Annotated in this window: 14 protein-coding genes and 4 pseudogenes; 3 read left to right on the forward strand and 15 right to left on the reverse strand. The window is 69.8% G+C overall.

Annotated features, from left to right (window positions below; genetic code table 11):
- Positions 1–38 precede the first annotated feature (38 nt).
- Complete coding sequence (locus ACWC5O_RS18690) at positions 39–1490, reverse strand: NCS2 family permease (RefSeq protein WP_450588436.1); 1452 nt, start codon at positions 1488–1490, stop codon at positions 39–41.
- Positions 1491–1735: 245 nt separating this feature from the next.
- Here ACWC5O_RS18690 and ACWC5O_RS18695 point away from each other — a divergent pair, with 245 nt between their 5' ends.
- From ACWC5O_RS18695 to ACWC5O_RS18705, 3 genes and pseudogenes are all read left to right on the forward strand, one after another.
- Positions 1736–2299 carry a SigE family RNA polymerase sigma factor gene (locus ACWC5O_RS18695; protein WP_450588438.1) on the forward strand — a complete coding sequence of 188 codons (564 nt, stop codon included), beginning with the start codon at positions 1736–1738 and terminating at the stop codon, positions 2297–2299.
- Positions 2296–3141 carry a hypothetical protein gene (locus tag ACWC5O_RS18700; protein WP_450588439.1) on the forward strand — a complete coding sequence of 282 codons (846 nt, stop codon included), beginning with the start codon at positions 2296–2298 and terminating at the stop codon, positions 3139–3141. Before ACWC5O_RS18695 ends, ACWC5O_RS18700 begins: the two co-directional genes overlap by 4 nt.
- 243 nt (positions 3142–3384) lie before the next feature.
- Positions 3385–4428: pseudogene (locus ACWC5O_RS18705) on the forward strand (glycoside hydrolase family 43 protein); the annotation flags it as partial.
- A 15-nt stretch (positions 4429–4443) separates the two neighbouring features.
- Here the strand turns inward: ACWC5O_RS18705 and ACWC5O_RS18710 are convergent.
- The 14 genes and pseudogenes from ACWC5O_RS18710 to ACWC5O_RS18775 form a co-directional block, all read right to left on the reverse strand.
- A complete protein-coding gene (locus ACWC5O_RS18710) occupies positions 4444–5241 on the reverse strand; it encodes an HAD family acid phosphatase (protein ID WP_450588441.1) in 798 nt (265 codons plus the stop codon).
- Positions 5242–5327: 86 nt separating this feature from the next.
- The gene (locus tag ACWC5O_RS18715; RefSeq protein WP_450588443.1) at positions 5328–9851 is read right to left on the reverse strand and encodes a caspase, EACC1-associated type; all 4524 of its coding nucleotides are present in this window, start codon (positions 9849–9851) and stop codon (positions 5328–5330) included.
- Positions 9848–10273 carry an effector-associated constant component EACC1 gene (locus tag ACWC5O_RS18720; RefSeq protein WP_450588445.1) on the reverse strand — a complete coding sequence of 142 codons (426 nt, stop codon included), beginning with the start codon at positions 10271–10273 and terminating at the stop codon, positions 9848–9850. The genes ACWC5O_RS18715 and ACWC5O_RS18720 overlap by 4 nt, the downstream gene beginning before the upstream one ends.
- Positions 10274–10363: 90 nt before the next feature.
- Positions 10364–11476, reverse strand: a complete 1113-nt coding sequence (locus ACWC5O_RS18725) for a right-handed parallel beta-helix repeat-containing protein (protein ID WP_450588447.1) — start codon at positions 11474–11476, stop codon at positions 10364–10366.
- Between the two features lie 22 nt (positions 11477–11498).
- Positions 11499–12626 carry a pectinesterase family protein gene (locus tag ACWC5O_RS18730; RefSeq protein ID WP_450588448.1) on the reverse strand — a complete coding sequence of 376 codons (1128 nt, stop codon included), beginning with the start codon at positions 12624–12626 and terminating at the stop codon, positions 11499–11501.
- Between the two features lie 69 nt (positions 12627–12695).
- Positions 12696–14012, reverse strand: a complete 1317-nt coding sequence (locus tag ACWC5O_RS18735) for a pectate lyase family protein (RefSeq protein ID WP_450588449.1) — start codon at positions 14010–14012, stop codon at positions 12696–12698.
- A 17-nt stretch (positions 14013–14029) separates the two neighbouring features.
- A complete protein-coding gene (locus ACWC5O_RS18740) occupies positions 14030–14818 on the reverse strand; it encodes a rhamnogalacturonan acetylesterase (protein WP_450588563.1) in 789 nt (262 codons plus the stop codon).
- 63 nt (positions 14819–14881) lie between these two features.
- Positions 14882–16219, reverse strand: a complete 1338-nt coding sequence (locus ACWC5O_RS18745) for an ABC transporter substrate-binding protein (protein ID WP_450588450.1) — start codon at positions 16217–16219, stop codon at positions 14882–14884.
- Between the two features lie 55 nt (positions 16220–16274).
- Positions 16275–16673: pseudogene (locus ACWC5O_RS18750) on the reverse strand (beta-xylosidase family glycoside hydrolase); the annotation flags it as partial.
- A 6-nt stretch (positions 16674–16679) separates the two neighbouring features.
- Positions 16680–17076, reverse strand: a pseudogene (locus ACWC5O_RS18755) (DUF6807 family protein); the annotation flags it as partial.
- Positions 17076–18215, reverse strand: a complete 1140-nt coding sequence (locus ACWC5O_RS18760) for a Gfo/Idh/MocA family protein (protein ID WP_450588451.1) — start codon at positions 18213–18215, stop codon at positions 17076–17078. The gene ACWC5O_RS18760 and the pseudogene ACWC5O_RS18755, both read right to left, overlap by 1 nt.
- Positions 18212–18424, reverse strand: a pseudogene (locus ACWC5O_RS18765) (pectate lyase family protein); the annotation flags it as partial. The gene ACWC5O_RS18760 and the pseudogene ACWC5O_RS18765, both read right to left, overlap by 4 nt.
- A 188-nt stretch (positions 18425–18612) precedes the next feature.
- On the reverse strand, positions 18613–19497 hold the full coding sequence (locus ACWC5O_RS18770) for a carbohydrate ABC transporter permease (RefSeq protein WP_450588452.1): 885 nt from the start codon (positions 19495–19497) through the stop codon (positions 18613–18615).
- Positions 19494–20429 (reverse strand): carbohydrate ABC transporter permease, encoded by a 936-nt coding sequence (locus ACWC5O_RS18775; protein ID WP_450588454.1) that lies wholly within the window; start codon positions 20427–20429, stop codon positions 19494–19496. The genes ACWC5O_RS18770 and ACWC5O_RS18775 overlap by 4 nt, the downstream gene beginning before the upstream one ends.
- Between the last annotated feature and the right edge of the window lie 68 nt (positions 20430–20497).

Raw genomic sequence — 20497 nt, forward strand, 5'->3', positions numbered from 1 at the left:
CGGGAAGGGGGCGGTTCGGCACCACCGCCCCCTCTGCCCTACTTCACGCCCAGGATCTGCTCCACCGGATCAATCGCGAAGTACACCAGGAAGAGCACGGACACGCCCCACAGCAGCCAGTTGACCTCCTTCGCCTTGCCGAGGACCGTCTTGATGACCACGTACGACAGGAAGCCCGCGCCGATGCCATCGGTTATCGAGTACGTGAACGGCATCGCGGCGATGGTGAGGAACGCCGGGATGGCGATCTCGTACTTGTCCCAGTCGATGTGCTTGACGTGGGTCATCATCAGGAAGCCCACCGCGATCAGCGCGGGCGCCGCCGCCTGCAGCGGGACGATCGTCAGCAGCGGGGTGAGGAAGAGCGCGAGGCCGAAGAGGCCGCCGGTGACCAGGTTGGCGAAGCCGGTGCGGGCGCCCTCGCCGACACCGGCCGCGGACTCGATGTAGGCGGTGTTGGAGGAGGCGGAGCCGACACCGCCGGCGACGGCGGCGGCGCCGTCGATGAACAGCACACGGCCGATGCCGGGCACCTGCCCCTTCTCGTCGAGCAGTCCGGCCTCGGCGCTGATGCCGACGATGGTGCCCATGGCGTCGAAGAAGTCGGACAGGATGAGGGTGAAGACCAGCAGGACGGCGGTGAGGAAGCCGGCCTTGGCGAAGCCGCCGAACAGGCTGAAGTGACCGACGAGCCCGAAGTCCGGGGCGGCGACCAGCTTGTCCGGGACCTTCGGGGTGGTCAGGCCCCAGCTCTTGATGTCGGCGACGGCGTCGATGACGATCGCGACGACGGTCATCGTCACGATGCTGATGAGGATCGCGCCCTTCACCTTGCGGGCGAGCAGCGCGATGGTCAGCAGGACGCCGAGACAGAAGACGAGGACGGGCCAGCCGGTGAGGCGGCCGACGGCGCCGAGCTGCACCGGGACGGTGGTGTGCGCGGCGTCCGGGATGCGGCTGACGAACCCGGCGTCGACGAAGCCGATGAAGGCGATGAACAGGCCGATGCCGACGCCGATGGCCTGCTTCAGCTGCTGCGGGATCGCGTTCATGATCGCTTCCCGGAGCCCGGTGAGGACCAGCAGACAGATCACGAGGCCTTCGAGGACGACCAGGCCCATCGCGTCGGACCAGCTCATCAGCGGGGCGAGTTGGAAGGCGACGACGGCGTTGAGGCCGAGGCCGGCGGCGATCGCGAGCGGGAGGTTGCCGCCGACACCCATGATGATCGTCATCACACAGGCCACCAGCGCGGTGGCGGTGACGAGTTGGCCGGTGTCGAGGGAGTGGCCGAACTTGTCCTTGGCACTGCCCAGGATGATTGGATTCAGGACAAGGATGTAGGCCATGGTGAAGAACGTGGCGAAGCCGCCCCGTATCTCCCGGCCGAAGGTCGATCCCCGCTCGGAGATTCTGAAGTACCGGTCGACGCTGCTCCCGGCAGGTGGCGCGGTATCCGGCCGCTGCTCCACCTTCTGCGTCTCGGACATGGTCCTACTCCTCGTTGCCTGATGAGCGTGTGCGGATGCTGGCTGGATTGTTCCCACGTCGAACCCGTTTCAGGTTTTCAACGTGTTACAGAATCGGGTTCGGTGTGCCATACGGCGTCCGGCCCCCCGTACGGCTGACAGAAAGCGGTCACTGCTACGCTTCCGGATCTCCGTCCGAGGCTCCGCCGGACGTTCGCATGTCATTCACATGACACTCACAGAGCTGCACCGAGAAGAGGTCACCCGTGGGCTCAGTTGTCGACGACGCCTCCGCGGAGTTCCATGCCTTCTTCGAACAGCACTACGCCGAACTCTCCCGTCTCGCCCACCTGTTGACCGGCGAGGCCGACGCCGCCGACGACCTGGCCGCGGACGCACTGCTGGCGCTGTGGCACCGCTGGGACCGGGTGCGCGCGGCCGACCATCCGGTGGCGTACGCACGCGGCGTGGTCGCCAATCTGGCCCGCACCCGGATCCGCAGCGCGGTGCGCGAGCGGCGCCGGATCGCGCTGTTCTGGTCGCACCGCGAGGAGAAGACCGAGAACCCTGACGTCGCGGGCGTGGTGGACGTGCAGTCGGCACTGCGCCGGCTGCCCTTCCGCAAACGCGCATGTGTGGTACTTCGGCATGCGTTCGACCTGTCGGAAAAGGACACCGCGCTCGCCCTCGGGGTGTCGGTGGGTACGGTTAAGAGCCAGACGTCCAAGGCCATGGCCGAACTGCAGCGCCTGCTCGGCACCCAGGGCGTTCCGCAGAGGGTGCACGCGGCGATGGCGCGCGGCGGCGAGAGCGGAGGAAGGAACCGATGAGGCAGCAGGACGTGCACGACGAGCTGCGCGCCCGGCTGCACGAGGCGGCCGAGACCCACGAACCCGACCGCGCGCACATCCTGGCCCGGGTCGAGCGGGGCATGGCCGCACAGACCCGCCCCGACCACCGGGCCACGCGCCCGCCGGCGTTCGACTGGGTGCGCGTGGTCAGCGCCACCGCGGCGGTCGCCGGCGTCCTCGCGGTCGGCGGGTACGCGGTGGCGTCCGCGGTCAAGGACGACACCACTCCCCCACAGCAGACGGTCGCGGTGTCGCCGACGCCCACGCCGTCGCCGGACGCGACGCGCCGGGCCCCGGTCCCGCCGGTGAACCCTGCACCGAGCAGGGCGCCGAAGACGCACAAGCCGAACGGCTCCCCTTCCTCGAAGCCCTCCGCCTCGGCCCCCGTGGTGCCGTCGGCCGACGGCGAGACGGACGGCCCGCTCTGGTCGGACGGCTCGGTCGACCCGCACAGCAACGACTTCTGGGCGCAGAGCGACGTCACACTCAAGACGAGCGAGCAAATCACCTCCCTCACCGTGCAGCTGAAGGTCGCGCAGACCGGCGGGGTCGTCTCGGCCGGCGCCTGGCGCTCACTGCCGGAGCAGGACTTCACCCTGACCGTCGGCGAGCAGGACGGCTTCCTGGTCTACACCTGGGTGCTCAAGGACGGCCGTACGGTCCCGAAGGGCGAGTGGGTGTTCGCCGGGCAGTACGACCACGAGCGCGGCGGCCGGGACGCGAAGGACGACAGCTACACGGTCAAGGCCACGGCGGACGGCAGGCGGCGCGCGGTGGGCGGCGACTTCGCGGCACACACGGACGGCGCGGGCGACTCGTAAAAGATCCGTTCAAGTACGACGGGGTCGCCTCTTGAGCAGGCCCTGGGCGTTCCCTTCCCAGGGAGTTGGGACGCAGTCAAGTCGCCGCCATGGCCGGAACAGGTTGCCGCACCCGCGCGAGAACAACCGAAACTTTCGGCCGCCCCACTCGCCCGCACACCGATTGACGCACTGTCCCCCACTGGCCACACTCCGAGAGCGCGCACCATTCAACAGAAATCCCCAAACCCACACAGGACTGCCATGCGCTCCAGAACCAGAACCCTGCTGGTCCCCCTCCTGGTCGCCCTCTTCCTCACCCTGCTGACCGCCCCGCCGGGCTCCGCGCAGCCGCGGCACCCCAAGTACGCGGGCTATCTCTTCACCTACTTCACCGGCGAGGGCACCGCCGACGGCGAACAGATCCGCTACGCCCTCAGCCAGGGCAACGACCCGCTGCACTGGCGGGAGTTGAACGCGGGCGAGCCGGTGCTGACGTCGACCATCGGCGAGAAGGGTCTGCGCGACCCGTTCGTGATCCGCTCCCCCAAGGGGGACCGGTTCTATCTGATCGCCACCGACCTGCGGATGTACCAGAACAGCAGCGGCAGCTGGGACTACGTCCAGCGGCACGGCAGCAAGTCCATCATGGTCTGGGAGTCCACCGACCTGGTGCACTGGACCGACCAGCGGCTGGCGAAGGTGGCCCCGGACAACGCGGGCAACGCCTGGGCCCCGGAGGCCTACTGGGACGACCGGCTGCAGGAGTACGTGGTCTTCTGGGCGTCCAAGCTGTACGCCGCCGACGACCCCGACCACACCGGCTCGACGTACAACCGGATGCTCTACGCGACGACCAGGGACTTCCGCACCTTCAGCGAGCCGGAGGTCTGGGACGACCCGGGCTACTCGGTCATCGACTCGACGGTGATCAAGGACAAGGGGACGTACTACCGCTTCACCAAGGACGAGCGGGACCCGGGCTCCAGCTCGCCCTGCTCGAAGTTCATCACGGCGGAGAAGTCACGGAACCTGACCGACACGTCGTACGGCTTCGTCTCCGACTGCATCGGCAGCGGCTCCATCCAGCGGGGCGAGGGCCCGACCGTGTTCAGGTCCAACACCGAGGAGAAGTGGTACCTGTTCATCGACGAGTACGGCCTGCGCGGCTACGTGCCCTTCGAGACCACCGACCTCGCCTCGGGCAGGTGGACCCTGTCCACGGACTACGCACTGCCCGCCAGCCCCCGCCACGGCACGGTTTCGCCGGTGACGGGGGCCGAGTACGAGCGGCTGCTCAGGACGTACGGCTGACCGGACGGGTCAGGACACGAAGTACGTCGGGTTCGGCAGCTTGTAGGTACGGTCGGCGTAGCCGCCGTCCAGGTCCGAGTACTGGTCGCCGAAGTTGGCGATGACCTCGTACCCCAGGTCGTCCTCGATGTGCTTGCGGGTACCGGACTTGTACTGCACCGTCGTGCAGGTCCAGGTGCCCGGGGTGGCACAGTCGCCCAGGTAGGCCGGCGGGTTGGCCTTGTCCTTGAGGAACATGTGGTCGGCGTCGAGGTTCACATCGGCGCCGATCTTCTTCAGGTTCTCGACGGCGGCGCTGCGCTGCGCCTCGCTGAGACCGGAGTTGTAGAAGACCTCGACGCCCTTGGACTCGGCGTACTGGACCAGCTCGGGGCTGCCGAACACGGCCGGACGGTCGGCCTTGTTCACGTAGTCGGCCCAGGTGGTCGGGTTGTACGTGTAGTTGTAGCGCTTCTCGTAGTCGAGGCTGAGCAGCAGCGTGTCGTCGATGTCGAAGACGACGGCCGGCTTCTCGCCGTGGCGGTGCGCCTTGCGCGCCGCCTTGTCGATGTAGCGCTTGGCGCTGGCGTCGATCTCCGCCAGGTCCTGGGCGTACGGGCTGTCCGGGGACGCCTGGTAGACGCCGTTGCTGTCGGCGGTGGTGCCGTAGTAGGTGTCGATGTCCTTCACCAGAAGCCCGATGTTGTAGGGCTCGTGGGTCGAGTTCGCCGTCGACTGACCGGCGGTGGCCGCGCCGGCGCCGTAGAGGGCGCCACCGGCGAGGGCACATGCGGCGGTGATCGCCGCGATCCGCTGTGATTTATGCATGACAGGTTTCTACGCGCGTCACCCAGTCCAATGCGAGATCCGTTGCCTGATCGATATACAGCAATTCGGTTGGAGGCAGGGGCTGGTCACTCGCATGGCGGGTCGTAGGGTTCGCCGGGGACGTATGCCTTCCATTCCTCCCGGGTGATGACGTCACCGATGCTCTTGCAGAGGATGTACCTCAGGTCCTTGGGGTTGGTGGCCCAGACGTTGACGGTCGCGCCGGCGGCGGCCAGCAGGGGCTTCCCCCTGGAGCTGTACGACAGGCTGCCGAAGCCCCCGAGGTTGTCGAGGCCGTAGGCGAACGCGGCCTTGTAGACCGGAGTCTCCGGATCACTGGCGTCCCACAGCTCGATGTGGCCGGGAATATCGTTCCCATCGGTCGTGCTCAGGTCGCCGGAGCTTCCCCAGGCGAGGGTGCGGCCGTCAGGGCTGAAGGTGATGCCTCCTCCTGAGCCGATCGTGCGGATCACCACGGGATAGTGCGAGTCGTCCGTGATCCGGCCGTCCTTGATCGGCCACAGACGCGTGGTGTCCCCGGTGTCGGTGACGGCGAGCCATTTGCCGTCGGGGCGGAAGGCGGACTGCGACACACCGGCGCCCCGGGTGAGCCACCGGGTCGGCTGGGGCACCGGATGCCGCGGGTTCGCCACCGTCCAGGAGAGCAACGTGTCGGCGGTGTTGGCGACCAGGAGGCGACCCTTCGGGGAGAAGGCGAGGTAGAAGACGTCACCCTTCATGGACGCGGTCTGACGGGGGCGTGAGACGGTGGTGATGTCGAACACCCTGACCGAGGGTGTCTCGGTCCGGACGTCGAGATGGTCATTGCCGTCGGCTACCGCCAGCAGGTGTCCGTCAGCGCTGAAGGAGATGTCCTCGACGCCATTGGCGATGTCCGTGATGGTCGCGATGACGGGTGCGCCGGACCGGCGGGTGTCCCGCAGCCGGACGACATGCTTGTTTCCGCTCAGCTCGCTGAGTGCGAGGATCTTCCCGTCGGGACTGAAGGCGGCCCCCTCCGCGCCGATGTCGCCACTGCCCGGCAGCCGGGCCAGACTCTTGTGGAGCGTCGCCGAACCACTCAGGTCCCACAGGGCACCGCCGTCGGCGCCGTGAATGACCAGCAGCCGCTTGGAGCCACCGCTGAACGTCGCGGTCGTCTGGAACCCGGCCGGAGTCTGCCCGAAGCTGGCCGCGGCGGTGGGCATTGCCGTGTTCTCCACGTACCACAGCTGGACTCCGCGGCCGGTGGCCCGCAGCAGTCGGTGGCCGCGCGGCATGAACAGGGCGGGACCGGCCATCCCGTTGCCCTTGTCGGCGCCCTTGAGCTCAGCGGACTGTCGCAGGTGCGGGCGCGAGCCGACGTCCCAGAGAAGGGTGCTTCTGCCACAGGCGGTGGCAAGATTCTTTCCATCGGGACTGAACGCGGCGGAAGCCAGGTCTGTCGAACAGTCGGTCAGAAACTTTTCCTGCACCGTACCCGCCGACGTCGGCTGCCCCCGGTCCCGCAGCCGCCACAGCCGGACCCCGATCTGCTTCCCGTCGCCCGGTCCGGCCAGCAGCCGGCCGTCCCGGCTGAACGCCACCTGGTGCAGCGGCTTTCCGTTCAGGTCGTAGGTCTGGGAGTCCAGTTTGAGGCCGGGGAGGACCGCGAGGGCCGAGGTGCGCCGCGGGTCCGACGTGTCCCAGAGCCGTACCTTGCCGTCACTGCCGGCACTCGCCAGGAGACGCCCGGACGGGGCGAAGGCGACCGAGTGGACGGCTCCGGTGTGGCCGCTCAGGGTATGCAGCGGGCGTGGGGTGGACCGGTTGGCGATGTCCCACAACTGGATGCTTCCGTCGACGCGGCCGAGAGCGAGCATGCGGCCGTCGGGGCTGATGGTCAGCGTCAGAGTCTTGACCTGCTGCCGGCCGGGGACGGCGATGCGGCGCGGGTCGTTCGGAGCGGTGACATCCCACAACCCCAACGGGCCACTCACCGTGCTGCCCGCCCGCACGACGGCCAGGAGCCGTCCGTCGGAGCTGAGCGCAACCGCACCCGTCCGCATCTGGCCAAGGTGTCCCAACCGCCTCCTCTTGCCCTGCTCCGTGTCCCACAGGACGACATCGGAACCGGTCGAGACGGCCATCCGGTCGCCTCGGGCGTCCAGCGAGATGTCGCCGGCGGAGGCGTCGGACATGAAGATGCCTGGCAGCTCCATGGCGGCGATCATGGAAGCCGTGTCGGCCTGCGGGTCCAGCCGGTTCGCGACCAGGCTGAGTTGCTTGGCCAGCCCGGGGCGGCTGTCCCGCAGCTTCTCCGCCTCCGCCGCAACCAGCCGCGCGACAGCCTGCCGGCGCTGAGCCGCCTCCTTCTGCCCCGACCACCAGGCCACGCCCCCGCCCGCCCCGGCCAGCAGGGTCAGCACACACATACAGGCGATCACAGCCCTGCGCACGCGCACCCCACGCCGTTCCTGACGCCACGACTGGTTCAGGAACTCCGCGAGTCGCGGTTCGAGTTCACCGGCGTACTCCTCCCGGCGGGAGCCGCGCGCGGCGGAGGTCAGACCCGCGCCCTCCAGACGCTCCCGGGTGGCAGCAAGCCGCGGACCCCGATACAGAAGCGAGGGATGCCTGTCCGCCTCCCACCAGGCAGCGGCGTCAACTGCCACCTGCTGGCGCGCACGCAGCCACTCCCGGTCCGCGTCGATCCACTCCCGCAACCGGGGCCAGGTGTGCAGCAGGGCGTTGTGGCTGATGCGGACCGTGTGCTCGTCGAGGACCAGCAGCCGTGCCGCGGCCAGTTGGTTCAGGGCCCGCTCGGCGGCCTGAGGGTCCGGCAGGCCGTCCAGCAGTACGGTCCGGTCGACGGGGCGGCTGGTGTCCGGCGCGTCGTCGTCGATGTGCACCAGGCGCGGCAGCATGCGGCGTGCGGCGGCGCGGCCCGCGTCGTCCAGGTGGTCATAGGTGTCGTCGGCGGTCTGTTTGATGGCTTCGTCGATGCCTCCGCTCTCGCGGTAGCCGGCGACGGTCAGCCGTCTGCCCTGCCGGTGTCGCCAGGTGGACCAGAGTGCGTGGGAGAGCAGCGGCAGGGTGCCGGTCTGGGACCTGGCCAGCCGGGCGGCGCCCAGCTCGTGGATGAGCAGGTCCGCGAGGCCCTCGTCGAGTTCCAGGCCGACGGCCCCGGCTGGACGCTCGATCGCCGCCCTCAGCTCCTCCTGCCGCATCGGGCTGACGAGCACCTGGTCGGACCGCAGCACCGCGTCCAGCTCGGGCAGGGCCTGGGCGTGGCCGTAGAAGTCGGCGCGCAGGGCGGCGACGACGAGCGTCCCGGCCTCGGCCAGAGCCGTCAACGCGGCGAGGAACGCGGTGCGTTCGGTTCGGCTGCGGCAGAGGGTGAACAGCTGCTCCAGCTGGTCCACCACCAGCACCAGGCGCCGCCGGTCCGGAACGAGGTCGTGGGCCCAGCCGACGGCGGCTTTCGGGTCCTCGGCCGACAGGACGGTGTCCCCCCGCAGGGCGGTGGTCAGGCTGCGGAGAGGGTGTTCGCCGGGGGTCAGGACAAGGCCGGGCCAGGCGGCCGAACCGGGCAGCAGCGGGGTTCCGGCCCGTAACGCCGCGAGCAGTCCGGCGTGCAGCAGTGAGGTCTTGCCGGCGCCGGACGGCCCGACCACCGCCAGCGGCCGGCCCTGCTCGACGGCCTGGAGGCAGCCGCGGAGCAGCTCGTCGACCAGCTTCTCCCGGCCGTGGAAGAACTCGGCGTCGTCCACGGTGAACGCGTCGAGGCCCGGGTACGGGCAGGGGCCCGGCGCGGGCTCCTCGGCCGCGGTGGCGTCGGGCTCGTCGGTCGTCGGTGCGGCCGCGTTGACGGCGACGACCAGCCCGCCGGAGCGGTCGCCGGCCTGGCGGCGCGGCAGTGGCCCGCCGCGGGCCCGTAACGCGCGGAACAGGTGGTCGTAGACGTCGTCCAGGGTGAGCAGGCGCGGTGCGCGTGGATCGCCGTCCCGCAGAAGGGTGATCAACTCGCCGGTGAGAGCGGTGTGTTCCGCGTCGTCGGGAGCGAGCGCCAGTTGTTCGGCGGAGCCCATCAAGTACATGCCGTGCCCGGCGGGCAGGCTGAAGGCCGCGGGTTGCGGCGTACCGGCACCGAGCCGGGCCCGTCCGGAGAAGCAGCAGTCCAGGATGACGATCACGGAAGCGGCGCGGCACAGAGTGAGCGCCTCACGCAGGGCCGAGAACGACAGCGCCTGGTGTGCGGCGAGGCCCGGGGTGAGCCGGTCGGTGGCGCTGGCGGCGAGGTACAGCTCGTCGCCCGGGCCGATGAGACCGTGTCCCACGTAGTACACGAGCAGGGTGCTCTCGGCCTCCTGTGCCGCGTCGGCGACGGCCAGGGCCATCGTGCGGGCGTCCGCCGGGTCGACGAGGGTGCGCAGCCGGTCGGGGGTCACCCCGCAGCGTTCGATCAGGGTGGCCGCCAGGGCTTCCACGCTGCGTGGCACGGCCGGTACGGAGGTCAGCGTCGGGCCGCCGTGGGTGCCGGTGCCGATGAGCAGCACCCGGGCTCCGGAGGACGCCAGAGCGGTGGTGGGTACGGTGAGGGCCGGTGACTCGGCGGGCCGGGTGCTCATAACGCGCCGCCGTCCGGTTCCTGGCCGCCCTGGCCGCCCTGGCCGCCCTCCAGGATCCGGGAGGTGTCGGTCACGAAGGTGCGCAGTTCCTGGGGGGTCATCGGCCCGACGAGCTTCGTGGAGATCTCCAGCGAGGCGCCGTCGGGCCGGGTCGCCTTGACGGTGACGTCGCTGTGCCGGCTGCGGATCCAGGCGACCAGGGCGGTGGTGAGTCCGGTGACCGCCCCGCCCGAGCCGAGCGCGACCACCAGGCCGTCGAGGACCGGGCCCAGGGTGCCGGGCACCGGTGGTCGCTCCTGCGGCGTGACTCTGCCGCGCAGCTCGTCCGTCTCGGTGAGCCAGGCGAGCAGCGACCTCGCCTCGTCGGCTGCGCCGGCATTGTCGGCATCGTCCGTGACGCGGACATCCACACGTACGTCCACAGGTTCCCCCGATCCTGCATCCTGTCCCAACGGACCGTCAGACAACAGGGTAGAGGGAGCGAGGCGAACCTGACCCGGGAATTCCGGTCTCTAGTTCATCGTCGCCCCGATCGTCGTACTACCCGTCGTCAGGAACGTCGTCGACGGCAGGGAGCCGTCCGACTTGCGCGCGTCGTACGTCGTCGACGCGTCCGTGGAGACGAAGGACGGGGTGGAGATGCCGGAGTCCCAGTTGTTGCCGGCGGAGACCACCGACGAGCCCTTGCTGACTGGTCCGCCGCCGTTGCTCTCCGCCAGGTTCTTGCCGAGGCGGGCGGAGCTGGTGGCGAAGTAGTAGCCCCACTTGGCGTTGGCGTAGGCGGTGGTGCGGTTGATGACGATCGCGCCGGTGTTGGAGTTCTCCGTGAAGCCGTTGCCGGCGTTGTCCCAGGCGGCGCAGTTGTTGACGACGTGGGCGACCGTCACGCCGTTGCCGCCCAGCTTGTAGCCGTTGCCGTTGCCCTCGAAGGCGGAGTCGCCCCAGCGGTTCCTGCCGTTGCCGAAGGACCAGGTGTGTTCGATGGTGACCGGGGAGGAGAAGGACCACAGGTCGATGCCGTCGTCCGAGTTGTTGTACAGGCGGGCTCCGGTGACGAGGTTGCCGGTGCCGGAGCCGAACTTGATGGCGACCCCGTCGGCGTTCTGGCCGTGGGTGGCGGCGTCGTAGTTGCCGTACGAGTCCAGGTTCTTGACCGTGTTGTTCACGGTCCCGTCCCCGGTGAGCGTGAAGCCGGAGTCGCCGCCGTTGATGGTCTTGATGTTGTTCCAGTCGGTGCCGGTGCAGGACTGGCAGACGACCGCGCTGTCCGGGGAGTTCTGGAAGGTGATGTCGGAGACGTTCCAGTAGTCGGCTGTCAGCTTGAAGATCCAGGAGCCGGAGGGCAGCGAGGACCCGTCGATCTTCACGGTCTCGGAGCCGTAGGCGGTGAGGGTGATCGGGGAGGACGAGGTGCCGTTGGCCGTCGACTGGAGGGTCGCGGTCGGGTGGTAGGTGCCGCCGCGTACCTGGATGACGGTGCCGGCGGTGGCGTTCTTGATGGCGTTGGACAGGTCGGTGGAGTTGCTGACCACCACGGTCGCGGCGTGGGCCGGGGTGGTGAGGAGGCCGAGTCCGAGGGACGCGGCGACGGCGGAGAGCGCGGTGAGTGTGCTGATGCGACGCATGACGTGCGGGTCCTTTCGTCGATCAGAGTGAGCGCGTCGGTCGGGGATGCCAGTCGCCGAGGTAGGCCGCCGGGGTGTGCAGCGAGGCCTCGGCGTCGGTGAGCTGGGGCCGGTCGGCGGGGACGGTGATCACCGCGCCCGGCCCCGAGTTGCGGTACTCGCGAAAGCGCATGGACTGCCACGGGTAGGCGTCCCGCATGTTGGTGTAGGGGGTGACCGGGTCGATGCCGGGGCCGAGCCAGGTGTCGCGGACGGTGAGCATGGGGCGGGCGGTGGGGTCGGAGCCGGGTACCCAGGGGCGGGCCAGCTTGTAGTAGGCGTCCGGGGCCTCGCTGCTGACGCGGCCGCGGGCGACCAGGTAGCCGCGCGGGTTGGCGACGGCCGTGGAGGGCGCGAAGACGAAGCCGTACGGCGCCCCGGCCAGGTCCGTGCGGTTCAGCGTGCGGAAGTGGCAGTGCTCGTAGACGGCGGTGGCCCGCCCGAAGACGAAGTCGACGTCACCCTCGACATAGCAGTGGGCGTAGTACTGGCGGGCGAAGGTGCCGAGGGCCGTCGAGTCGGCGTACAGGGTGTCCTGGTGGCCGAGGAAACGGCAGTGCAGGAAGGCGCTGCGGTCGCCCTGCACCTTGACGGCGACGGCCTGGGTGCCGCTGATGTCCGGGTGGTCGGCGCGCAGCCAGTCGTTGGCGAAGGTGATCCAGCGGGCGGTGAAGCCGTCGGCCTGCACGGTCGTCGTGGCCGACCCGGTGGTGCCGTAGGTGCCGCCGCCGGGCTTGGGGGTGCCGGCCGCGTTGTCGTACACGATGACGACGTCCCGGGGGTCCTCGGAGGCGCCGATCCAGGTCATCTCCGTACGGCTGACGTCGACGGCGACCGTCTCCCGGTAGGTGCCGGGTGCGAGGACCAGCGTCCGGCCGCTGCCGGTGGCGGCGGTCACCGCGGCCTGCACGGAGGTGAAGTCACCGGCGCCGTACGGGTCGATGTACAGGGTCTGCGGGGTGAGGCGGCGGGCCGGTGACCCGTAGCGGCCGAACGGGCGCGGTCCCCCGTCGGCCCGCGCGGGGACGCAGGCGAGGCCGAGCGCGGCGGCGGCCCCGGCGCTCGCGACCAGGAGGCGTCGTCTGGACAGGGGGAGTTGGGGCGAGGGCATGGGAGTGCTCCTTCGCGGTGCGGCTCGTGGGAAAGAGAGAGTCGGGGCCGGGCGTCCGGCCCCGGTGGGTCAGCCGGGGCGGCCCGCGCCCGCGCAGTGGTCGACCAGGCCCGGCACGGCCCTGGCGGGGTCGACCTTGGTGCGCAGGGTCGGCGTCCAGCCGGCCCCGGACCGCAGGATCTCGCCCGGGATCTCGGTGTTGTGGACGGCGATCAGATCCGTCGGCACGCCGTTGACGTAGTTGTCGTCGGCGGTGAGCGGGGACTCCTTCCACTTCTTCAGGATCGAACCGGTCTTCACGCCGGTCGGCAGGGTGAACGCGTTGTGCTCGGCGACGAGCTGTGACTCCATGCCGATGCCGTAGCTGTAGGAGTAGCCGTCACCGGCGACGAAGTGGTTGTTGTAGGAGTCCACCTGTCCGAAGCGGACGCGGGGTGCGCGCTCGACCAGGTTCGAGAACAGGTTGTGGTGGAAGGTGACCTTGAGGTGCCCTCGGTCGACCGCGGCCGTGGAGGCGCTGTCGCTGTTGCCGATGAGGATCGTCTTGTCGTGGTCCTCGAAGACGTTCCAGGAGGCGGTGACGTAGTCGGCGCCCTTGACGATGTCCAGCTCGCCGTCGTGCTGCTCGTAGATCCGGCCGAAGTAGTACGGCAGCGTGCTGTCCGGGTGGTCCCCGTCGGTGAAGGTGTCGTGGTCCATCCACACGTGTGTGGACCCGTAGATCACCGCGCTGTCGTACTCGGAGTTCCAGTTGCCGTCGGCGGTGTCGGTCGGGTCCCACTGCGGGAAGCAGTCCAGGGGGCTCTCGAAGCTCAGGTTGCGGACGATGACGTTGTCGACGCCCTGGATCTGGAGGCTGGCGCCCTTGAAACCGGCGTCCTTGCCGACGCCGACGATGGTGGTGTCGGCGGGGATGTTCGCCTTGACGTAGGTCTCCTGCTGGGCGGCGGAGGCGCGGCGCAGGCCCTCGGGGCTGTCGTCGGGCTCGTTGTCGAGGTTCGTGGTGCGGCCCCACACCGCCGGGTCGTAGGTCTTCAGGTAGGCGTCGAGGCCGTACCCGGGCACGGCGAACGAGGCACAGCCCGGCCCGTCCGCGTCGATCGTGCCCTGCACTCTGACGATCTTCGGGGCGCTGCCGCCGTCCGCGAGGGCGGCCTTGAACTGCTCCCAGGTGGTGACGGTGTAGACGTGTGCGGCGTCGGCGGCGGCACCGCCGGTCGTCCCGGTGCCGTAGGCGGCCCAGCCGTCGTCGGCGGGCAGCACCTGCCGGTCGGGTCCGGCCCGGTGGGCGGCCTGCGCGGGCCCGGTGCCGGTGACGGCGAGCACGAGAGCCGTGCAGCCCACGACCGCAGGTATGACACGTCCATGACATTTCTGTGTGCGCACTGTACGGGTCTCCTCTTTCACGAAGGTGACAACGGTGATGCGGGCGGCCAGGTGATCCAGGACGTGGGGATGTCCTCGTGCAGCCGGGCCACGTCGTGCTGGGCCAGCACCCGGGTGCGCAGCAGCTCCCGCGCCACGAGCCGGGCCACGGCGATGGCGCCCGGCGGATTGAAGTGCGTGTTGTCCTGCTCGGTGTTCGTCCAGTTGAAGTACTTCTTCGTCTCCTCGGCACCCAGCTCCTGCCACAACGCGAGCGACAGCGCCTCGATGTCGAGCAGTGCGACACGCTCCGCTTCGGCGAGCGCGCGCATGGCAGCCGGGTAGTCGCCGTGGGTCGGCACGGCGTTGCCCTCGGCGTCGAACCTGCGGCGCTCGACCGGGGTGGCGAGCACGGGCCGGGCGCCACGGAACCGGGCACCGTCGATGTACAGCCGCAGATACTCCTGGTACGTCGTCCAGGGCTCGGTGTACCGGGCCGGGTCGGTGGCCTTCTCGTCGTTGTGCGCGAACTGGACGATCAGGAGGTCCCCGGACCGGATCACGGACAGGATGGCGTCGAGCCGCCCCTCATCCACGAAGCTCTTCGAACTCCGCCCGTTCACAGCATGGTTGGCGACCTCCAACTCCTTCCGAAGAAAGAAGGGGAGCGCCATTCCCCACCCGGTCTCGGGAGCGGCGTCGGCGTATTTCTGGGCGGCGGTGGAGTCACCGGCGATGTAGAGGGTGCGGTGCCCCTTCGCGGACCGGCCGACAAGGGGTACGGCGGCGAGGGCGGCGGAGGTGACCTGTCTGCGAGTAAGCGACACAAGGGTGCCTTTCACACAGGTGGTGAAGCCCGCGCCCTGACAGGGGCGCGGGTTACTGATGTGTCAGTGGTTCTTCTTCCAGTCGGCCTGAGCCTTGTCGAGCTGATCGGCGAGCGTGTCCAGAAACTCCTTCGCACTCATCTTCCCGAGCAGCAGCTTCTGGAAGTTCGGCTCGTTGTCAGCCTTGGAGATCGTGTTCCAGTCAGGCAGGTAGTACGGCAACTGCACGATCTTCGTACCGCCCCCGTTCAACGCCTCCGCCGCCAGCTTCGTGGGCTCGGCCTGCTGAATCCACGCGTCCTTCGCCGCGTCCGTGTTCGCGGGCACCTGCCCCGCCGACTGGTTGAACTTGGAGTTCTCCTCGGCGGACACGGCGAACTCGATGAACTTCCAGGCGGCCGCCTTGTTCTGGCTCGACTTGAACAGGCTCAGCCCGTCCACCGGGTTGGACACCTGCACCCGGGTGCCGTCGTCCAGCGTGGGGTTCGGAATGCCCCGGAACCTGTCCTTGCCGAGCGCCTTCAGATGGTCCTGGTACGACCCCAGGTTGTGGCTCAGCATGCCGATCGTGCCGCTGTCCCACTGGGCGACCATCTTCGTGAAGTCGTTGTTGACGTCGGCGGAGGGGGTGTCCTTCTTGTACAGCGCGACGTACTTCTCCAGCGCGGCCACGTTCTTGGGGTCGTTGACCGTGGTCCTGTCGCCGTTCCAGAACGAGGTGATGCCGGTCTGGCCGTACACCGCGTCGAGGGCCGGCGCGATGGCGCCCTCGCCGCCGCGGATGGTGAAGCCGAACGCGTTCTTGCCCTTGCTCGTGAGCTTGTCGGCGGCCGCGTAGAACCTCGACCAGGTGGTCGGCGCGTCCAGACCGGCCTTCTTGAACAGGTCCGTGCGGTACCACAGCGTGCCGTTGTTGGCGGAGGTCGGCAACTGGTACAGCGTGTCCCCGCCGCCCGCCGCCTTGCTGACGCCGATGAGGTTCTGGCTCAGCCTTCCGTTCAGCGGGCTCTTCGAGAGCCGGCCGTCCAGCGGCTCCAGCGCCCCCTGGACCGCGACCTCGGCGAGCATCGCGGTGCCCACCCCGCCGACGTCCGGCAGGCCGCCGCCCTGGATGGCGGTGTCGTACTTGGACTGGGCGCTCGCCGCCGGGATGCCGACGTACTTGACCTCGATGTCCGGGTACTTCTTCTCGAAGTCGGCGATGATCTGCTTCCAGATGTCGGTGCGCACACCGCCGTTGTTGTCCCAGAAGGTGATCGTGCCCTTGCCGGAGCCCTCGCCCCCCTTGTCGCCCGCGCCGCCGCTGCCGTCGTCGCCGCAGGCGGTGGCGGTCAGCGCGAGCACGGAGCCCAGGGCGACGGCCGTGGCGGCGCGCCTGCTTCTGTGGATGCTGCTCTTCATCGGTCGGCTCTCTTCTTCTGGATCCAATGGAGTGGTCGAGCTGTCGTGCAGGGCACTACAAGGGGCTGATCCGGAACTCCGTGAAGGTCGCCGCCCCCGCGCGCCCCGGTCCCTCGGGGGCTGCGGCGAACAGGCCGAGCAGGGCGCCGACCCAGCGCCAGGGGGTGGCCACGAAGACCGGTCCGGAGGGGCGCGGGCCGTCTCCGACGTCGTACGAGAAGCGGCAGCGTGCCCCGGCCGCCACCTCGATCCGCAGGCGGGCCCGCCCCTCGGGCGCGACGCACGGCACACCGGCGTCCCGTTCCCGCTCTGCCACTGCCTCGGCGAACCGGTGCACGAGCCGGACCGTCCCGTCGGCCCCCCGCTCGAGGCCGATCCACCCGAAGGCGTCCCCGAGCACCGCGAGGCCCGCCCGGGCGCCCGGCTCGGTGCCGTCCAGGCGTAGCTCGACCTCCGGTGGTCGTGAGTTCGGTGGCGGCGACGGTACGGCGCTCGCGCAGCAGCTCGGCTCCGGCGGCGACCCAGCGCAGCTCGGCCACGAAGCCGTCGGGGTCGCGCAGCTGGAAGGCGGTGTGCCGCTGGGAGCCGTGGTTGTCCAGCTCGGTCGGCCCCCGGTCGCGCACGAAGGTGCGCCCGCCCCAGAAGTTGTGCCCCTCGACGTCGGGAACGGCGACACCGACGCCGAGGTGGTGTGCGTGGTCGGCGGGGCTCAGCTCGGTGACCGCCGTGCCGGCCAGGGTGGTGACAGGGTGCAGATAGGGGCGCGGGGCGAGCCGGTCCGGCAGCTCGGGCCGGGTGACGTACCGGCCGACCGGGCGCCCGGCGACCCTGAGGACCGGGGTGTCATGTTGTGTCATCACGTGCTCTCCTCTTTCGGTAGGGCCCAGGAAGCGCCCAGCTCGGAGTAGAGGGCGAGGGTGTCGGCCGCGGCCGCGACCAGGCCGTCGATGCCGGGCACGACCCGGCGCCGCTCGGCGGGGAGCAGGCGCCAGGCGGTCTCGGGCAGCGGGGCCGGGTCGGGGGCGGTTCTGATGGCCTCGACCACCTGCATGAAGGCGCCGGTCTCGTCCGGGGCCACCAGCAGCGGCGCGCCGGTGGTGAGGTGCTCGACCAGGTTCTCCAGCAGGTCCGTGCGGCCGTAATCGGACTCCTGGGGGCCGCGGCCGGCCCGCTGGAGAAGCACCCGGTCCTGCTTGTACCAGAAGGTGATCCGGCCGCTGTCGCCGTGCACCAGGACGTACGGCTCCCCCGGTTCCTCGGCGCACAGGGTCGCGGCGACCGTGACCGGGCCGCGTGGGGTGCGCACGCGGACGCACGAGGTGTCGTCGGACTCGATGTCGTTGGCGCGCAGCAGCTCGGTCTCGATGCCGGTGACGTCCTCGGCGCGGGTGGTGCCGAGCAGGGCGAGGCCGGTGGCGACGGCGTGGGCGAGCGGGTTGGTGAGGACGCCGTCGACCACGTCGACGCCGTTCAGTCGCCGCCGGCCCGCCCAGGGCGCGCGCCGGTAGTAGGCCTCGTCGCGGGCCCAGGCCCCGGCGCCGCCGACCCCGAGGATCTCGCCGATCGCGCCCTCGGCGACGAGCCGCCGGATCGCGGGCACGGCGTGCGAGCCCAGCGACTGGAACCCGATCTGACAGACCACGCCGGCCTTGGCGACCCCGTCGGCCATCCGCCGGTACTCGGCGTAGGAGGGCGCGGGCGGCTTCTCCAGCAGGAGGTGGACGCCCTGCTCGGCGGCCCGCAACGCCAGGTCGGTGTGGGTGGGGATGGGTGTGCAGATGACGGCGATCCTCGCTGCGGTGGCGTCGAGGAGCGCCCCGAAGTCGGCGGACTGCTCCGGCGTGCCCAGGCCGTCGGGAATCTCCTCCTGGCCCAGCGGGGTCAGTTCGCAGATCCCGGCCAGCCGGACGAGGCCGTCCGCCTGGAGCCGGCGGATGTTGTCCAGGTGCCAGCGGCCGTGGCCGCGCGCGCCCGCCAGGACGATGGGTACGGTCATGGGATCCTCCCTGCGCCCGCACCGCGCGCCACCTCTCGGTCGGCCACCGCGGCGCTGTAGCCCTTGAAGCTGCGCCGGAGCGGCACCCTCTCGGCGTGGATCGCCGACTCGGTGGAGACGCCCAGGGAGTACTGGTGCTCGCTGCCCTCGGGGACCACGTAGCGGTTGTCGTACACGTGCACCTGCCCGTAGCGGACGCGTGGTGCGCGAAGGTGATTGGCCGCACCCGCTGAGCGTCCCTCGGCTCCACCGGGCCAATCAGAGGCGCTGTAGCCGTCGGTGGCGTAGTCGTCGTCCGGGGCGAGCACGTCCCGGCCGATGTCACCGGCGTCGTCGGCGTGCGCGGGCACGCACTGCACGCTCAACAGTGCTGCGGTGAGCATGAGGTGACGGAGCCTCATCCCTTCACCGCCCCCGCGCTGAAGCCGGTGATCAGCCACTTCTGGATGAAGGCGAACACGATCACGACCGGTACGGCCGCGATGATGCCGCCCGCCGCCAGGGCGCCCAGGTCGACGCTGTCCGCGCTCATCAGGGTGTTGAGGCCGACCGGGATGGTCTGCTTGCTCTGGTCGGAGAGGAACATCAGGGCGAACAGGAAGTGGTTCCAGGCGTGCACGAAGGCGAAGGAGCCGACGGCGATCAGCCCGGGCCGCAGCAGCGGCAGGACGACGATCCGGAAGGCGGTCAGCCGGTTGCAGCCGTCCACCCACGCGGCCTCCTCCAGGGAGTACGGCACGTTCCGGATGAACCCGCTGATCAGGATCATCGACAGCGGCAGCTGGAAGACGGTCTCGGCGATGATGACGCTGCCCAGCGAGTTGATCATCTGGAGCTTGGCGAAGATCTGGAACAGCGGGACCAGCAGCAGGGCGCCCGGCACGAACTGGGAGCACAGCAGGGCGAGCATGAAGCCGCGCTTGATCCGGAAGTCGAAGCGGGCGAGGGCGTAGCCGCCGGCCAGGGCGACCACGGTGGTCAGGACGAGCGTGGCGAGGCCGACGTAGACGCTGTTGGCGAAGTAGGTGCCGAAGCTGCGCTCGGTCCACACCTTCTGGAAGTGCTCGAACGTCATCGGCCAGGGGACCAGGGAGATGGAGCCCGCCGGGCGGAGCGCGAAGAGCAGGATCCAGTAGAACGGGATCAGGGTGAAGAGGAGGTAGATCGTGAGGGGGACGTAGATCTGCAGGCGCGGGACCTCGTCCCAGGCGCGGCGCCTGCCGCGCGGCCGGGCGGGCTCGGACGCCACGCGCTCGGGTGCGGGAGCGATCTCGGTGATCACTTGGTCTCACCTCCGAACTTGCTCAGCCGCAGATAGACGATCGAGCAGAAGAGCAGGATCACGAACGCCACCGTGGTCAGCGCGGAGGCGTAGCCGAAGTTGTGGGCGTCGACGCTGGTGTTGGCGATGTAGAGCGGGAGGGTGGTGGTCTCACCCGCGGGTCCGCCGCCCGTGAGGGTGTAGAGCAGGTCGACGTTGTTGAACTCCCACACCGCGCGCAACAACGTGGACAGGACGATCGCGTCCTTCAGATGGGGCAGGGTGATGTGCCAGAGCTGCTTGAGGCGGCTCGCCCCGTCGACCTCGGCGGCCTCGTACAGGTCCTTCGAGACGGACTGGAGGTCGGCGAGGATGAGGATCGCGAAGAAGGGGACGCCCCGCCAGAGGTCGGCGACGACCGCGGCCGGGAAGACGGTCGAGGTGTCCGACAGCCAGCTGGTGCCGTACGACCCGATACCGGCGTCGGCGAGATAACGCGTGACACCCGTCTGGGAGTTGTAGAGCAGCACCCAGATCGCGGAGGTCAGCACGCCGGAGACGGCCCAGGGCGAGAACACCAGCGCCCGGCCCAACGCCCGCCCCACGAAGGTCTGGTTGACGATGAGCGCCAGCGCGAGCCCGAACAGCAGCTGCAACCCGACTTCCACCACGACCCACTTGGCGCTGAAGGTCAGCGTGTCCCAGAACTGCGGGTCGTGCGCGAAGGCCTGGGTGAAGTTGTCGAAGCCCGCGAAGCCGTTCCGCCACGGCTTGGTGGGGTTGTAGTTCTGCAGGCTGTAGTAGAAGACGCTGAGGACCGGGTAGGCGATGAAGCCCAGCATGAGCAGGGCCGCCGGGGCGATCAGCAGGTACGGCAGCCTGCGCGGGGTCGCGGAGACACGGCGCCGCCGGGGTGGCGCGGGCGGTCTCGCCACGGCTGCGGCTTGGGCCATGACTGTTCTCCGTTCGCAGTGGGACCGATACAGTGGGCGCAGGAAGCGCTTGCTACATGCACACGCGT

Source organism: Streptomyces sp. NPDC001450, assembly GCF_053597295.1.

Bases quoted from the DNA above. Each gene is read 5' to 3' on its own strand.
- ACWC5O_RS18690 (WP_450588436.1), bottom strand. From the start codon at position 1,490: ATGTCCGAGACGCAGAAGGTGGAGCAGCGGCCGGATACCGCGCCACCT.
- ACWC5O_RS18700 (WP_450588439.1), top strand. From the start codon at position 2,296: ATGAGGCAGCAGGACGTGCACGACGAGCTGCGCGCCCGGCTGCACGAG.
- ACWC5O_RS18710 (WP_450588441.1), bottom strand. From the start codon at position 5,241: ATGCATAAATCACAGCGGATCGCGGCGATCACCGCCGCATGTGCCCTC.
- ACWC5O_RS18715 (WP_450588443.1), bottom strand. From the start codon at position 9,851: ATGAGCACCCGGCCCGCCGAGTCACCGGCCCTCACCGTACCCACCACC.
- ACWC5O_RS18725 (WP_450588447.1), bottom strand. From the start codon at position 11,476: ATGCGTCGCATCAGCACACTCACCGCGCTCTCCGCCGTCGCCGCGTCC.
- ACWC5O_RS18730 (WP_450588448.1), bottom strand. From the start codon at position 12,626: ATGCCCTCGCCCCAACTCCCCCTGTCCAGACGACGCCTCCTGGTCGCG.
- ACWC5O_RS18745 (WP_450588450.1), bottom strand. From the start codon at position 16,219: ATGAAGAGCAGCATCCACAGAAGCAGGCGCGCCGCCACGGCCGTCGCC.
- ACWC5O_RS18760 (WP_450588451.1), bottom strand. From the start codon at position 18,215: ATGACCGTACCCATCGTCCTGGCGGGCGCGCGCGGCCACGGCCGCTGG.
- ACWC5O_RS18775 (WP_450588454.1), bottom strand. From the start codon at position 20,429: ATGGCCCAAGCCGCAGCCGTGGCGAGACCGCCCGCGCCACCCCGGCGG.